General features: G+C 65.0%; 12 protein-coding genes. 5 read left to right on the forward strand and 7 right to left on the reverse strand.

The genetic code is table 11. The features are described from left to right. Positions 1-30 precede the first annotated feature (30 nt). The 3 genes from KUW18_RS02950 to KUW18_RS02960 are packed head-to-tail and all read right to left on the reverse strand — an operon-like array spanning position 31 to position 3,465. Complete coding sequence (locus tag KUW18_RS02950; protein ID WP_261396408.1) at positions 31-1,287, reverse strand: ABC transporter substrate-binding protein; 1,257 nt, start codon at positions 1,285-1,287, stop codon at positions 31-33. Beyond that, positions 1,284-2,765 carry a sensor histidine kinase gene (locus KUW18_RS02955; RefSeq protein ID WP_222560792.1) on the reverse strand — a complete coding sequence of 494 codons (1,482 nt, stop codon included), beginning with the start codon at positions 2,763-2,765 and terminating at the stop codon, positions 1,284-1,286. The genes KUW18_RS02950 and KUW18_RS02955 overlap by 4 nt, the downstream gene beginning before the upstream one ends. A gap of 34 nt (positions 2,766-2,799) precedes the next feature. Next, positions 2,800-3,465, reverse strand: a complete 666-nt coding sequence (locus tag KUW18_RS02960) for a response regulator (protein WP_206940108.1) — start codon at positions 3,463-3,465, stop codon at positions 2,800-2,802. A gap of 230 nt (positions 3,466-3,695) precedes the next feature. Between KUW18_RS02960 and KUW18_RS02965 the strand changes: the two genes are divergently transcribed. The 4 genes from KUW18_RS02965 (at position 3,696) to KUW18_RS02980 (ending at position 7,871) form a co-directional block, all read left to right on the forward strand. After that, positions 3,696-4,679, forward strand: coding sequence for a Bug family tripartite tricarboxylate transporter substrate binding protein (locus KUW18_RS02965; RefSeq protein WP_222560793.1), 984 nt, complete (start codon positions 3,696-3,698; stop codon positions 4,677-4,679). Next, positions 4,676-5,110, forward strand: coding sequence for a tripartite tricarboxylate transporter TctB family protein (locus KUW18_RS02970; protein ID WP_222560794.1), 435 nt, complete (start codon positions 4,676-4,678; stop codon positions 5,108-5,110). The genes KUW18_RS02965 and KUW18_RS02970 overlap by 4 nt, the downstream gene beginning before the upstream one ends. A 42-nt stretch (positions 5,111-5,152) precedes the next feature. Continuing rightward, positions 5,153-6,658, forward strand: a complete 1,506-nt coding sequence (locus KUW18_RS02975) for a tripartite tricarboxylate transporter permease (RefSeq protein ID WP_206940114.1) — start codon at positions 5,153-5,155, stop codon at positions 6,656-6,658. Positions 6,659-6,800: 142 nt separating this feature from the next. After that, a complete protein-coding gene (locus tag KUW18_RS02980) occupies positions 6,801-7,871 on the forward strand; it encodes an AbrB family transcriptional regulator (RefSeq protein ID WP_222560795.1) in 1,071 nt (356 codons plus the stop codon). A 24-nt stretch (positions 7,872-7,895) separates the two neighbouring features. On the opposite strand, the gene KUW18_RS02985 is transcribed toward KUW18_RS02980, so the two are convergent. The 4 genes from KUW18_RS02985 to KUW18_RS03000 all read right to left on the reverse strand — a co-directional run bounded on the left by KUW18_RS02985 (position 7,896) and on the right by KUW18_RS03000 (position 13,077). Then, entirely contained in the window at positions 7,896-9,023 is a 1,128-nt protein-coding gene (locus tag KUW18_RS02985; protein WP_222560796.1) for an alpha/beta fold hydrolase, read from the reverse strand. A 70-nt stretch (positions 9,024-9,093) separates the two neighbouring features. Continuing rightward, complete coding sequence (locus KUW18_RS02990) at positions 9,094-10,665, reverse strand: GMC oxidoreductase (RefSeq protein WP_222560797.1); 1,572 nt, start codon at positions 10,663-10,665, stop codon at positions 9,094-9,096. After that, positions 10,662-11,279, reverse strand: coding sequence for a hypothetical protein (locus KUW18_RS02995; protein WP_222237091.1), 618 nt, complete (start codon positions 11,277-11,279; stop codon positions 10,662-10,664). The genes KUW18_RS02990 and KUW18_RS02995 overlap by 4 nt, the downstream gene beginning before the upstream one ends. A gap of 61 nt (positions 11,280-11,340) precedes the next feature. Further along, entirely contained in the window at positions 11,341-13,077 is a 1,737-nt protein-coding gene (locus tag KUW18_RS03000) for an alkaline phosphatase D family protein (protein WP_222560798.1), read from the reverse strand. Between the two features lie 398 nt (positions 13,078-13,475). On the opposite strand from KUW18_RS03000, the gene xseA reads away from it, so the two are divergent. Further along, positions 13,476-14,867, forward strand: a complete 1,392-nt coding sequence (xseA, locus tag KUW18_RS03005) for an exodeoxyribonuclease VII large subunit (protein ID WP_222560799.1) — start codon at positions 13,476-13,478, stop codon at positions 14,865-14,867. Positions 14,868-14,888 lie beyond the last annotated feature (21 nt).

Here is a 14,888-nt window from a genome sequence, read left to right on the forward strand (position 1 = left end):
CGACAGCCCAGCTTCATCTGCGCCCACTGCTTATCTGTGTCGGGAGTCGCCCTGTGTCGAGAGTGACCCCGTGTCGATCGATGCTTTCGCATCCGCTGTTTCACCCTTTATCTCCGACGGTGCCTCTATCTCCGACGGTGCCTCGGTGCCGGCCTTGCCTGCGCTATCGCCAAAGCGTGCTTCCCAGCGATCGATAAACTCCTGGCGCCGCACAGGATCAACAAACGCCAGCAAGGACGCCTTGGGCAAAATCGGATACAGCCTCTCCCCGACCTGAGAGCGCAGCCGTGCTGCGGTATAGGGCCCGGTCACGTCGGGGCGAATGCTGAACAGTGGGGTCTGCCCCGCCAGCACATGCTGGCCGGCTCGACTCAACAGAAACTTGACGAAGGTGGCGGCCGCCTGCGGATGGCGGGCGTGACGATGAACGAACGCCAGACGCATCAGCACCAGGGAGTAATCCATGGGCACCTGCACGATGACCTCAGGATGCTCCTGGGCGTAGACCATGGCGTAGGACCCCAACAGGTTGTAGCCCAGCCAATAACGCCCGTCGCTCAGCCCCCGCAACATGTCTCGCGTGCTAGCTTCCAGCTGGGTGTCGACCGCCCCCATCGCCGCCACCAGATCCCAGAAGCGCGAGGAATAGCGTGCATCCTGCTGTGCCAGGGTATAGCCCACACCGCTGTCCAGCGGTGAGTAGGTCGTCACCCGGCCGGACAACCGCTCTGCCTCGGTGGCCAGCAGGCGGTGCAGGTCACCATGACTCTGGGGTGGCAGCATGTGTCGGGACAGGTCGAGTCGATAGGCCATCACCACCGGCTCGAAGGTAAAGGCGAACACCTCATCGCGCCAGCGCGCCCAGGCTGGCCAGCTGTCGACTTCGGGCCCCTGCAGACGCTGAGCCAGCCCCTGGTTGGCGCGGTCCATCTGCCAGGGCATCGCAGAGCTGATCACCACGTCAGGGGGCTCTGCTCTCCACTCCGCTCTCCACTCCGCGCCCCCTGGCTGAGACTCCTCGCTAGGATCGGCCGACGCGGAGCCTGCCACCACACTGCGATCCACCTCAAGCGTCGACCGGTCGATAAAGCTCAACGGAATCTCCGGATACGCGTCGCGGAAGGCCTCAAGCAGAGGCTCGACCACATCCAGATCAAGAGCGGCCGAGATCACCAGTGGATCCTCCACCGTCGGCACGCTGTCCTGTGAATCACCACAGCCCGCCAGCGACACTGCCACCAGCGACAGCGCCATCACCCACAGCAGCATGCTTCGCCAAGGCTTCATGCCTGCCCCCCTACTGGCACGTCGCTCTTCTCTTCTGACGCCGCTGTCAGCGGAGCCTGTTGCATCTCGTCGTCGGCCAGCGGCAGCGACAGTGTCACCCTCAACCCCTGGGGCTGGCAGTGCGCGAAGGACAGCGTTGCCCCCATTCGGCGGGCCGTGGTCTCGACGATGGCGAGTCCCAGACCTGAACCAGCGGTGTCCTGGCGCCCCGCCCGCTGGAACGGCTGGCCGAGGGTAGCCAGCGCCATATCGCTGACGCCCGGGCCATTGTCCACCACTGACACCTGAACACGCCGAGATGCCAAGTCCCTGGACGGGGTCTCTCGTTCCATCATCACCGTTATCGCGCTCCCTGCCGGGGTATAGCGCAGCGCATTGTCGATCAGATTGCCCAGCGCTTCTCGCAGCGCCCAACCCTCGACGCGCACCAGCACAGGCCCGGCGGGCACCTCGCCCAGCCCCAGGTCGTGATCCCGGGCCTGGTCTCGACCCGCCCAGTCCAGCGCAACATCGCGCACCAGCGCGGTCAGCTCCAGCGCCGGGCATCCCTGATCCTGGTCAAGGTGCCTAAGGCGCGCCAATGACAGCAACTGTCCCGCCAGGCGACTGGTATCGTCGACCCGCTGGTGCACCCGTACCAGCGCATCGCGCCAGTGCTCCGGGGAATGACTGCGAAGCCCGAGTTCACAGGTGGTCTTCAACCCGGCCAATGGGGTCTTCAACTGGTGGCTGGCATCGGCGGTAAAACGCAGCAGATCTTCTCGCCCCTGGCGCTGACGGGCAAACAGGTGATCCAGAGCCTGGACCAATTCGTGCAGCTCCTGGGGCACCTTGGCCGACAATGGCCGAAAGTCATCGGCACTACGCGACCTGAGCTGTCGTCGCAATCGTCGCAGCGGCAGCAGCACTGCGCGCACGGTTAGCCCCATCAGCGCGCTGGTCATCAGCACCATGGCCACAAACCGCGACAGGGAGCCGCGGAACAGCGCCCAGGCGAGCGCCTTGCGGCCTTCCAGGGTGTGACCGACCCAGACCTGTACCGGCAGCTGACTGACCCAACCCGCCGAGGCCACCCGCTGCCCATGGACCCGCAGATCACCCCGGGAGGTCATCAAGTCGCGGGACAGGCCACCGGCATCCAGCCTGTCCTGCCAGGCGGAGGGGATCACCACCGGCCAGTTGCGCGACAGCACGCCGCCGTCCTCGTCGAGCACCGCATAGAACACGCGATCCTGACTGTCGGTGGAGAGTATCTGCAGCGCCGCTTCGGGCACCACCACATGGGGCACCCCCTCTCGCCAGCGAACCGCTTCCGCGATCGTCAGTGCAGCCGCCTGCAATTGGGCATCGAAGGCGCGATTCGCCGCGCGCTGGCTGCTGATCCAGGCCTCCGCCATCAACGCCAGGCCCAACAGCAACACGGTGACCGACAACCACCCGAGCAACTGCCGTTTCAGCGAGCTCCCGAGGGTGATCACAGCATCGCTCCATGGCTAGACTGTCGAGACGACATCACGCGTCATCTTCCAGACGATATCCCAGCCCCCGAAACGTGCGAATCCGCAGTCCAGAGTCCTTGAGCCTTTTGCGCAGACGGCTGACATAGACCTCAAGGGCATTGGAGCCGACCTCACCAAAACCAAACAGACGCCCTTCCAGGGTTTCCCGCGGGGCAATGGCCCCGGCATGCAGCAGCAGGCTCTCGACCAACAGCAATTCGCGATGAGGCAGGGCCATGGGCTCACCGAACAGGCTGGCGGCACCGCTGGCCGGGTCGAAGGTCAGTGGGCCAAGGCTCAGGCGGTTATCGGCACGTTGCTGGCTGCGCCGCAGCAAGGCGCGCACGCGTGCTTCCAGCTCGGCTAATTGAAAGGGCTTGGCCAGGTAGTCGTCGGCCCCCAGGTCGAGTCCCCTGACTCGGTCATCGAGAGCATCCCTGGCCGTCAGCAGGATGACCGGCGTGCGATCGCCGCCATCACGCATCTCGGCCAGCAGCGACAGGCCATCACCGTCAGGCAGCCCGATATCGAGCAGCACCAGGTCGACGCCACCCTGGCGTAACGCTGAGCGCGCGGCGGCACGGGTCGACAGCACCTCGACAGTGTTGCCAAGCGGTGTCAGGGCCTCCACCAAGGAGCGGCTGATGAGGGCATCATCTTCAACGACGAGAAGGCGCATGAGACTAATGTCTTATCCGTAAATCAGGTGGATGACAGGTTGATGAAAGCTAGAAGGCCTAGCATCCGCTGGGCTGACGATACGCGCCGTATGCTTCGCTCCGGTTGGCCAGTGCTGCACGCCACTATCTTGCGCTAGCTTGCGCTAGCTTGCGCCAGCGCCGTGCCAGGCGCCGTCGGCAACACCCATCACTTTCGTCGACTCATAATAATATCTGATCAGGAGTACGCATGAAGACTACCATAGCCCTTCCCGCAGGCCTTGCTGCACTGCTGCTGGGTGCCAGCCTGGCGACCGGCACGGCCCAGGCTTCCGACGACGCCGAGTGCATCGCTCCGGCCAAGCCCGGCGGCGGCTACGATCTGACCTGCCGTCTGGCGGCCAATGGCCTGCTCGAGACGGGGCTGATCGAAGACCCGATGCTGGTGACCTACATGCCCGGCGGCATCGGCGCGGTAGCCTACAACCACGTCAACGGCGTGCGTACCGATGACCCCAACCTGATCGTTGCTGCCAGCACAGGCGCCGCCGTCAACCTGGCGCTGGGCAAGTTTGGCCAGTATGACGCCAGCGAAGTGCGCTGGGTCGGCGCGCTCGGCGTCGACTACGGTGCCATCGTGGTCAAGGCCGATGCTCCCTGGCAGAACCTGGAAGAGCTGATGACCGCGCTGCAGGAAGATCCGACCCAGGTCGCCTTCGGTGCCGGCGGCAGCGTCGGCAGCCAGGACTGGATGAAGGCAGCCCTCACCGCCAAGTCCGCAGACGTCGACCCCAGAAGCCTTCGCTACGTGGCCTTCGAAGGCGGCGGCGAAGCCCTGGCGGCTCTGCTGGGCAATCACATCCAGGTCTTCACCGGTGACCTCTCCGAGCTCAAGTCGCAGCTGGAAAGCGGTGATATCCGAGTCCTGGCCGCATTGGCCGAAGAGCGCGTCGACGGCCCCTACGCCGACATCCCCACCGCCGCGGAACAGGGCTATGACGTCGAGTGGCCGATCTGGCGCGGCTACTACATGGGCCCCGAGGTCAGCGATGAGGCTTACCAAGCCTGGGTCGAGAAGTTCGAACAGCTGGCCGAGAACGACACCTTCGCCGAGCTGCGGGAAGCTCGTGGCCTGTTCCCCATGGCGCTGTTCGGAGATGACTTCGACGGCTACGTGAAGGATCAGGTTGCCGAGTTCAAGCAGCTGGCCGCTGATGTGGGTCTGACACAATGAGTCTTGCCGCCGACCGCAGTCTGGGGATTGCCCTGATGGGGTTGGCGGCGTTTACCGCCGTCAACGCCCTGTCCCTCGAGGTGCCGTTCAGCTACGACCCCGTCGGCCCCAAGGCCTTTCCTCTGGGGCTCTCGATCCTGCTGGGCCTGCTGTCTGTGGTGCTGGTGATTCGTCCCGGCGAGAACGGCCACTGGCCGGACAAGCGCCTGGCGCTGCGCCTGGTCGGCGTCCTGGCCCTGCTGCTGGTCTACGCCTTGCTGTTCCCGCGCCTCGGTTTTGCCATCAGCTCGATGCTGGTGATCGCCGCCCTCGCCCGGCTATTCGAGGCAAGCTGGCCCAAGGCCATTGCCACCGGTGTGCTGATGGCCTTCGGCGGCCAGTGGCTGTTCACCCACGGCCTTGGCATCACCCTGCCCGGCCTGCCCTGGTAAGCCAGGCCACCGACGCGACCGCTTCCTGCTCAAGGTATCCCCATGTTCGACTTCCTTATCGAAGGCTTCGGCGTTGCCCTGACGCCACTCAACCTTGGCCTGGCCTTTCTTGGCGCCCTGCTGGGCACCCTGTTCGGGGCTTTGCCGGGGATCGGACCGATCAACGGTATCGCCATCCTGATGCCGCTGGCCTACACCCTGGGCCTGCCGGCCGAGTCCGCACTGATTCTGCTGGCGGGTATCTACACCGGCGCCGAATATGGCGGCCGGATGTCCAGCATTCTGCTCAACGTGCCGGGCGACGCCGGCGCCGTCATGACCACCCTGGACGGCCACCCGCTGGCCAAGAAAGGCCTAGCCGGCCCGGCTCTCGGCCTGTCTGCCGTGGCTTCCTTCATCGGCGCCACCATCGCCATCATCGGCCTGACCCTGTTTGCCCCGCTACTGGCCCGGGTCGCGGTGATGTTCGGTCCCGCTGAATTCTTCGCCCTGATGGTATTCGCCTTCTCTTCCATGTCCGTAATGATGGGCAAGGATCCGATCAAGACCGCCATCGGCGCCGTGCTGGGCGTACTGATCGGCACCGTTGGCGTCGACTCCGGTACCGGCGTCATGCGCTACACCTTCGGCATGCCGGAGCTCTACGATGGCATCGACTTTGTGGTGATGATCATCGGCCTGTTCGCCATCAGCGAAATCCTGCTGATGCTGGAACACGCCCATCGCAAGGACGTGGACAACGAGCTGCCACCGCTGGGACGCGTGTTCGTCAGCCTCAAGGAAGTGCTGGCCTGCAAGGGCACCATGCTGCGCTCAGGGGTGCTGGGTTTCATCATCGGGGTGTTGCCAGGTACCGGTGCCTCGGTCGCTGGTGCCGTCTCCTACACCACCGAAAAGCGCCTGGTCGACAAGGACAACACCTTTGGCACCGGTGACATGCGCGGCCTGGCCGCCCCCGAGGCCGCCAACAACGCCTCTGCCGCCGGTTCGTTCGTGCCCATGCTGACCCTTGGCATTCCCGGCTCCGGCACCACCGCCGTGTTGCTCGGCGCCCTGATGCTCTACAACATCACGCCGGGCCCGATGATGTTCTCGCAGAACCCGGAAGTGGCCGGTGGTCTGATTGCGTCACTGTATATTGGCAACCTGGTGCTGCTGGCTCTCAACCTGCCCCTGGCCGGGGTGTTCGCCAAGGTGCTGACGATCCCCCGTTGGGTACTGGTGCCCGCCATCGCCGTGCTATCCTTCGTCGGGGTCTATCAGCTGCATTCCGACCTGACCGCCATCTACCTGATGCTGATCATCGGCGTGTTCGGCTACCTGCTGCGCAAGCTGGGCTTCTCGCTGGCCCCGGTCATTCTCGGCTATGTGCTGGGCGGCTTGATGGAAGAGAACCTGCGCCGTGCTCTGGCGATCAGCGGAGGAGATACCTCCATCCTGTGGCAGTCCGGCATCTCGCTGGGACTGTGGATCGCCGCCATCGCGCTGCTGGTGCTACCGTGGCTGGTGCCGATGTTGCTGAAACGGCGTCCGTCGGCACAGTCTTGACGCTATCCCTGCGCGGCGCCTGATGGCGCCGCGCGCCGTTTAACCACGACCCACATCGACGGCCATCTGAACCGGTCGACCACTATCCCCGATATCGTTACTTACCCACGACCCACTGCCGGTCGCCCTGCCAGGAGACGCCATGCCCGCCATTCCCTCTTCTCTTCCCTCCGGCGCCTGGCGATTCCTTCCCACCCTGGCCCTGGGCTCGGTGGGCGGCTACCTGGCCTACCTCATCGATCTGCCGCTCCCGTGGCTGCTGGGGGCGCTGATCACCACCACCCTGATCAGCCTGACCGGCATCAAACTGGGTTCCCCCGGGCGCCTGCGCAAGGGGGTTCTGGTGGTGATCGGCGTCATGCTGGGTTCGGCCTTCACCCCGGAGCTTTCAGGCAATCTCTCTGCCTGGCTGGCCAGTGCCGCCATCATGCTCGCCGCCACGGCGGTGATGATGGTGGTCGCGGTCGCCTTCAGCTACAAGGTGGCGGGGCACTCGCTGGACACGGCCTTATATGCTGGAGCCCCTGGTGGACTGTCGGCGCTGCTGATGATGGCCCATGAGTCCGGCGCGGATCTCAAGGCGGTGGGAATCACCCACGCCGTGCGTATCCTGGTGCTGCTGCTGGCGATTCCTCCTATCCTCACCATCATGGGCCATGTAGATCTGGCCGGCGCCAGCAACGGGCCCACCCGCTGGAGTGAACTACCCACCCTGAGCGGAACCGCGTGGCTGGTGGCAGCGGCGGCGCTGGGCGCACTGGTAGGCAAGGTCCTGCGCCTGCCCAACGCCCTGCTGTTCGGCCCCGCCCTGGTGTCGTCGATACTGCACTTCTCGGGCATGACCCACGCGGTGCTTCCGCCTGCGTTGATCGCCCTGGCCCAGGTCGTCATCGGCACCTCGGTCGGCGTGCGCTTCGTCGGGGTCGCGCTGTCGGAGATGGCCAGGCATCTGGGGCTGGCCGTGGTGCAGGCACTGATTCTGGTGATTCTGGCGGTCATCGCCGCCTGGGTCGGCCAGGCCCTGACCGGCATGTCCGTCGCCGCGGCCCTGCTGGCCTACATGCCGGGTGGCGCGCCAGAGCTGAGCCTGGTGGCACTATCGCTCAACATCGAGCCGGCGTTCGTCACCTCCCACCATCTATTGCGCATCACCGTGCTGCTGATCGCCCTGCCGCCGCTGGTGACATGGGCCCACCGGCGACTCAAGCGCTAGGCTTTGTCCCTCGCCGCCTGCGGCTCATGCGTTGGCGCTGATGAAGTCCATCAAGCGCGGGAACACGTCTCGGTCGACCCGCGCCCCCATGAACACATCCTGGTGGCCATAGCCCTCGACAATGTCCAGGCGATGGCGACCAGGCGCCGCCTTCTCCAGTGCGCGGTGGCAGTGCAGATTGCTGTCGCTGAAGACTCGGTTATCGCGGCCGGTAAGCAGCAGGCATGGCGTCTCGATGCGCTCTGCGGCGACCAGGTAGTCATCGGGCAAGACGTCATACTCGGGCGCCTTGCGCATTCTCACGGTGCGATGCCCTCGGCGCAGCATCTTCATGACGTGACGGTGATAGTTGAGCCCTACCGGGCCATACAGGTCTCCACCTCGCCGGTGGGTGCGCTCGTCCAGGTTGTGATGGTGATATAGCGCCGGCCAGCCGGTGCCCCACATCAGCGACAGCATATGGCAGGCAGGCACGTCGCACTCCCGGTGAAACAGCGAGACGCCCTTCGACAGCAGCTTGCCCAGGGTCAGGCGAGGGTCGTCGCTCCAGCGCGGGCTGACATAAGGCTGCTGCAGGATGCGCTCAACGATAAAGGGAAACACGTGGCCCTTGACCATCGACCAGCGTGGCACGTGGGGCGTCAACGCCACACTGTTGAGCACGCAGGAGCGAATCCCCCGGATGGTGCCGCCGAACAGGGCCATGGCGACACTCATCGACCCAAGGCAATGAGCGATGACATGCAGCTGCAGCGCATCCCCGGCGGGATCGCCGGTCAGGCGACGAATCGCCGCTACCGCTGCCGGTATGTCATACACCGCGCAGTCATCCATGGAATAGCGGCTGGGCTGCAGGTTGTAGGGGTGGCGGTTGCTCATGCGGAAATCCAGCGTCCACACCTCGTCGATCCCTTCGTCCAGCAGAAAGCTCACCAGGTTGCGGTGTTCGGGCTGGATAAACATGTCGCTTGATGTCGTCAGCCCATGCACGATCATGACCGCCCGGCGCCCTTTGGCGCAGGAACTGGAACCGCGACTACGGACAAAACGCAGCAACGACAGCCCCAGGCCGTCACCGGTACAGAAGCCATGCTGGCTGATCTCGGCATCGGTCACGCCTTCCAGGGTGTGCAGTGCGATTTCCCGGACCATGGGGTCACCTCTCTATCATCGACCCTGCCGCCACCGAAGAGCCTCATCCTGCCCAGGCAGCAATGTCTTCTCAGGCCAACATCCGCGCCATGGCACGTTCGGCCAGGGCAGCGATGGTGCGTGATGGGTTCAGTCCCAGCGCGCGCGGCACGATGGCACCGTCGAGCACGTACAGCCGCGGATATCCGAATACCTCGCCGGCGTGGTCGACCACCCCGTCCCAACGGTTCTCGCCCATGGGGCAGCCTCCCAGGGGGTGAGGCGTCACCAGGTAATCCAACAGGCGCCAGCTGGGTGGCTCGATAGCGACGCCTCCGGTGAGCTCACTCAACTGCTTGTGTCGATCGCACAGGGCCTGAACCACCGAGCGTGACGCATCCACGCGGTAATCCAGCGACAGTGCGGGCTCTCGCTCCAGCCAACGGCGCGAGAGCCGCAGCACGCCATCGGCAACATCCACGCCCTGGCCGAACCACGGCATCAGGCAACGATCCGGGTCGTTGTGCTTGAGCGCTTCCGCCAACACCGCACGCCAGCCGCTTCGCAGCATGCCGGCGACAGAGGAATGGGCCAGCAGCCGCGACAGCGCATGGCCTATGAGGTCCGGGTAGCCGCCCTCCTCGACAAGGTAGCGCCGGCCCTGGTCGATACCGTCCAGAAAGTCGATGGCCGCACTGATGGTCGGGCCGCGACAGGGATCGATACGCCGATTCGGATACATCGCGGGCGTCAGGAAGTCGCCATTGGCGCACCAGCGATGGCCCAACAGGGGCGACAGTTCCGGCAAGGTGCGGTACTGGTCGCGGGCCCGCAGCAAAAGCTCGGTGGAACCCAGCGAGCCCGCCGCCAGGATCACCCGTTCGGCCCGCTCGTGGCGGATGGTTGGTGCGCCCTCGAGATGCTGAAAGGTGACCCGGTAGCCATCGCCCTCTGGCACCAGCGAGCGGACCAGGCTCAGCGGGCGAATATCGCAGCCAAGTTGCTCTGCCCTGGCCAGATAGTTGAGGTCCAGGGTATTGCGCGCTCCCACAGGACAGCCGATATCGCAGTAACCGCAGTGGATGCAGGTCCCCTGGGACTTGCCGTAGGCATTGAGGCTCTGCCGACTGTGCCGACGATGATGCGGCTCTTCCAGCCGGTAATGCCAGTCCGGGTCAAAGCGCACCGCCAAGGGCAGCGAGCGGAAGCGTTCAGGGTGCCCGCTGGCCTCCGCCGCCTGCTTCAGCAGCTTGTGGCGCTCGCTGACCTGAGCCGAGGGCACTTCACAGACCTCCAGCATTTGCCCGACGCGCTCCTGGTAGGGCGCAAGTTCGCTGTAGCTGATGGCCTCCGGCCAGCCGCTGTCGAAGGCAAACGGCTGGGCAGGCACCGAGACATTGGCGTAGACCAGAGAGCCACCGCCGACCCCCGCCCCCTGGGCCACCGCCATGCGCGGAAAAAAGCGCAGGTCGAGCCAGCCATGGCGGCCCCGCGGTTCTTCAACGTCGAAGCACCAGTCATCGTCAGGCCCCCGCGGGAAGTCCTCGCGCTCCCAACGCCGTCCTCGTTCCAGCACCAGCACCCGCTGGCCAGCCTCGGCCAGACGACAGGCCGCCACTGCGCCACCAAATCCGGAGCCCACCACAATCGCGTCGTAGCTCATGCGTCGGACTCCCGGCGGATCACCCAGGGGGCATACAGGTGCCACAGTTCACCGAAGAAGAAGCGACCAAAGTCCGCGACCGTCGCCAGGTCCCCCCGACCGCTGGGCGTCAATGTCCCGAGCATGGCCATCAGCTCCGCTACCCCCAGGTGGAGTACCCCCGCCCCTATGATGTCAGCGGTGTCGCTGACACCTTCATGCAAGGTGGTATACAGCGTCGTGGTGTCTCTCCACAGATCGGGCCCAGGATCATCGTGTACGCGCTTGACGCCATGCAGAAAGAGTCGCCTGTGGCCGTATTCCAGCAACGCATCGTAGACCATCTGACGCCCGGCTCCGGGCCCCTGGGAAAAAAGCTGAAAATCGCCTTCCAGAATGACCAGCCCCAGCCCCAGGGGGGCAAAGTCAACCACGCCACCCAGCTTGCCGTGGTGATGCTCGTCGGCCAGAAAGGCATTCATGTCGTCGATCTGGATCTTGGCGTGCAGCGCAAGCTCGGTGCCTTCGCGATGTCCCAACCGCTCACCGCGCTCGGGCATCTGGCTATCCAGCGAGAAGTGGCCGGACATGCTCTCCTCGAAGGTCAAGCCTGGCGCCATGGTGATTCTGTTCACACGCACCTCCCTGCCACGATGGTTGCTCCCCCGGCTCGCCTCAACTGCCAACGGTCATCGGCTACCAGGGACTCAGCTCGAGGTCGTTATAGGCCACGGTCTGGCCATTCGGTCCCGCTACCTTTACCTCGTGACCGTCCCTGTCCAGCACCCTCACCCTCAGCCGATGGCGCTGGCGATCCACCTCGAGGCGGCAGAAGTTCTCCTGCTGATAGAAGCCGTATGCCCGGTAGTGCAAGGTCATGGCACCGTTGAACAGCGGGAAGCCATCGCGCTGACCCGCCACCCGGGAGTCGTGCACGAAGCCGTTGGGGTCTCCATCGGCCCAGAAGAACGGCCAGTACAGGGCCGAGGAGGTAATGTCGTAGAGCCGCTGCCCGCCGCCGCCTCCCTCTTCTTCAACATGCATCTCAGCAATATTGGCGCAGTGAACGTCGCCGCTGAGAAAGATCACGTTGTCGATACCGGCGGTGACGATGTGCTCGATCAAGGCCTTGCGGGTCGTTGGAAAGCCGGACCAGCTGTCGCTGTCGGCTCGGCGTGACAGGTTGGTGCGCGCCAGGTCCGCCGCCGCCTGGTCGTCGTGGCCATCTAGGCTGGGGTCCAGTCGCTCGTCCAACGGGCTGGGGGCAAACACCGTGGAGGTCACGATGAACTTGGGGACCGCTCCCCACCGCGCCTGCTGGTCGCTCAGCCATTGCAGCAACAGATCAAGCTGAGAGGGGTGCAGGGGGTCGATACTGGGCCGCCCCAGCAGGTGATTGTCCATCACCCGCCCCTCTCGCCCGTAGGTGCGATGGGTGCGGGTATCGCAGACGAAGAAGGGATAACCGCCGCAGTCGAAGTGATAGTGCAGATGGCGACCGAAGCTGCGTGGCCCGTGGGACCACTGGTAGCTCATGTAAGCACCGATGGCGACGTTGAACAGCTCGCGCTTGGCGCTCAGCCGGTCGCGATGCCAGTTGTCCTCGATCTCGTGGTCGTCGAGGATCATGTACACCGGGGCCTGGCGCAGGAAACGCCGCGCCAGCGGCGAGCCAAAGGCCGTGCGATAGCGCTCCTGGAACTCCGCGAAGGTATCGGCCCGACCGATCGGCAGGTAGCGACTGTACTGGTCGGCGTAGATCTGGTCACCGACCAGCAGGCTGAAGCGCGCTGCCGCTCGGCTTCCTCGGGGGCGCAGGTGCTGCTGCATGGGACCGAAGATGCGGTCCGACTCCTTGGTCTTCCATAGCGTGCCTGGATAGCGACAGGACCCCAACAGAAAGGCCAGACGGGCTGACGGCTGCTCCGGAAAGGTCGTGAATTCCGCCTCGCAGTGAGCGCCCTCCAGGCTGGCCAGCAAGTTGGACATGCCGGCGATATCCGGCAGCCGCGCCACGATCTCGCTATCGCTGAGACTCTCGACGTCTGGGGTGGTGTCATCCAGGGTCAGGGTGGCGACACGCACCCGATAGCGGGTGTCCGGCGCCAGGGGCACCACGCCATCTGGCTGCCCCAGCGGAGCGACACCGTCCTTTGCGCCAAGGCCCTGCTCGGCACCCAGCTCGAAGGTGCCGGTGCGGTCGAATTCACGATGCAGGCGGAAGTAGAAAGCATGCGCCCGGGGTGGGCTGCCTGACAGCCGACACGGCATCCCGTTGTCTTCCACCACGGCTACCAGCCCCACGGTTCTCAGCGAGGCGCTAAGATCGACTCCGTCGTCGCTGGGGGCGATGCCACGCACCCACAGCCGGCAACTATGGGCGGTGGTATGTCCGACGATAGGCCCGATATCGGGCGAGCGCAGTCCCGACATGGGGCCTCCTGCGTCACGATGTCTCGTCCCTGTGTGTCCAGTCCCTGTGTGTCCAGTCCCTGTGTGTCCAGTCCCTGTGTGTCCAGTCCCTGTGTGTCTAGTCCCTGTGTGTCTAGTCCCTGTGTCCGCGTCACGATGTGTCCAGGTCAGTGTGTCTGCATCACGACGTCGCCTGCGCGGTGCGGTTCGCTACGGCTCCCACTTCCGCCATCGCTCAACGTTGTGCAAACGCTGCTATCACACACTGAGAGTAAAGATAGTTCGCCTTTGGTGAAGCGGCGACCTGGCCTCTGCTACCCTGTGGCTTCACTGCTGCCATGCCTGTTCCGACTGCCTGTCTTCTGGTGGAGTCGTTGTGACTGGCCTGGTTCACGCCCCACCCTTCAGGAATTGCCGTCATGTTGGATCCTTCGGACGACCCCCAGCACGTGCTATCGGTCAGCGATCTCAACCTGCGCGCGCGGCAGGCACTGGAAGCGGATCTTGGCGAACAGTGGATCGAAGGCGAGCTGTCTGGGGTCTCCAGGCCGGCCTCGGGCCATCTTTACTTCACCCTCAAGGACGAGCGCGCCCAGGTCAAAGCCGTGCTGTTCCGCACTCGGGCGCGTTTCGTCTCTACGCCCATGCGCGACGGTGACCTGGTTCGAGTACGCGCCAGGGTGTCGTTGTTCGAGCCAAGAGGGGACTATCAGCTGATCGTGGAGGCGGTCCAGGCCGCGGGCGCTGGGGCGCTTCTGGCGGCACTCGAGGCGCTCAAGACCCGCCTGGCCAACGAGGGCGTCTTCACCAACGCACGCCCCCTCGCCTACCCTCCCCGCCATGTGCTGGTGCTGTCGTCTGCCACGGGAGCCGCCCTGCGCGACGTGCTGGCGGTACTGAGCAAACGCTGGCCGCTGACCACGGTGACGTTGATTGCCGTGCCGGTGCAAGGCGCCGAGGCGGCACCGGCGATCATTGCCGCCCTTGGTCTGCTCAATCGCCAGCCAGCGCTCGATCCCGCACAAGACGTGGTACTGATCACCCGTGGTGGCGGCAGCCTGGAGGACCTGTGGGCCTTCAATGACGAACATCTGGCCAGAGCCATTCATCATTCCCGTCTGCCGGTGATGTCAGCGGTAGGTCATGAAACCGACCAGAGCCTGTCCGATCTGGCGGCGGATGCCAGCGCGCCGACGCCCTCAGCCGCGGCCGAACGGCTGGTGCCATCGAAACAGGAGCTGGTCAGCCAACTCAGGCAACTCGAAGGGAGACTCAAGGGCGCCCAGTTACGCCACTTGCAGCGGGAAGGACAGCGACTGGATCACCTGCGGGCGCGGCTACGCCATCCCGGGGAGGCCATCGTGCGCCAGCGCCAGACACTCGACCAGCTGCGCTCACGCATGGCGCGGGCCATGGCCGGGAGGATGAACGGCGAGCAGCAACGCTACCTCGATCTGACCCGGCGCCTGGCGCTACGCTCTCCACAACGGGCTCTGGCGGAGCATCACAAACAGCTGACCGATCTGAAGCGACGGCTTGTGGCTGCCCAGCACCAGCAGCTGACGCGACAGCGCCAGCGACTGAGCGCCACTGTGCGCGAGCTGCAGGCTGTCAGCCCACTGGCCGTGCTGGCTCGTGGTTACAGCATCCTGACCAATCCACGGGGTGAGGCGCTGACCCAGGCGAGCCAGACGCACCCAGGGGAGCACCTGCAGGCTCGCCTGCAGGAGGGGGTCCTGCATCTCGAGGTGATCGATACCGCCCCGGCCAGCGAGCGCTCCCCCACCGTCATCGATCCTGCCGGCTCCTGATCATGGGTCTTGGCCATGGAG

The organism is Halomonas sp. DP5Y7-2, assembly GCF_019802025.1.
Classification (GTDB): domain Bacteria; phylum Pseudomonadota; class Gammaproteobacteria; order Pseudomonadales; family Halomonadaceae; genus Halomonas; species Halomonas litopenaei_A.

Excerpts from the sequence above, each read along its gene's own strand:
- KUW18_RS02990 (WP_222560797.1), bottom strand. The coding sequence starts at position 10,665 with ATGAGCTACGACGCGATTGTGGTGGGCTCCGGATTTGGTGGCGCAGTG.
- xseA (WP_222560799.1), top strand. The coding sequence starts at position 13,476 with ATGTTGGATCCTTCGGACGACCCCCAGCACGTGCTATCGGTCAGCGAT.
- KUW18_RS03000 (WP_222560798.1), bottom strand. The coding sequence starts at position 13,077 with ATGTCGGGACTGCGCTCGCCCGATATCGGGCCTATCGTCGGACATACC.
- KUW18_RS02950 (WP_261396408.1), bottom strand. The coding sequence starts at position 1,287 with ATGAAGCCTTGGCGAAGCATGCTGCTGTGGGTGATGGCGCTGTCGCTG.
- KUW18_RS02960 (WP_206940108.1), bottom strand. The coding sequence starts at position 3,465 with ATGCGCCTTCTCGTCGTTGAAGATGATGCCCTCATCAGCCGCTCCTTG.
- KUW18_RS02975 (WP_206940114.1), top strand. The coding sequence starts at position 5,153 with ATGTTCGACTTCCTTATCGAAGGCTTCGGCGTTGCCCTGACGCCACTC.
- KUW18_RS02965 (WP_222560793.1), top strand. The coding sequence starts at position 3,696 with ATGAAGACTACCATAGCCCTTCCCGCAGGCCTTGCTGCACTGCTGCTG.
- KUW18_RS02985 (WP_222560796.1), bottom strand. The coding sequence starts at position 9,023 with ATGGTCCGGGAAATCGCACTGCACACCCTGGAAGGCGTGACCGATGCC.
- KUW18_RS02970 (WP_222560794.1), top strand. The coding sequence starts at position 4,676 with ATGAGTCTTGCCGCCGACCGCAGTCTGGGGATTGCCCTGATGGGGTTG.
- KUW18_RS02980 (WP_222560795.1), top strand. The coding sequence starts at position 6,801 with ATGCCCGCCATTCCCTCTTCTCTTCCCTCCGGCGCCTGGCGATTCCTT.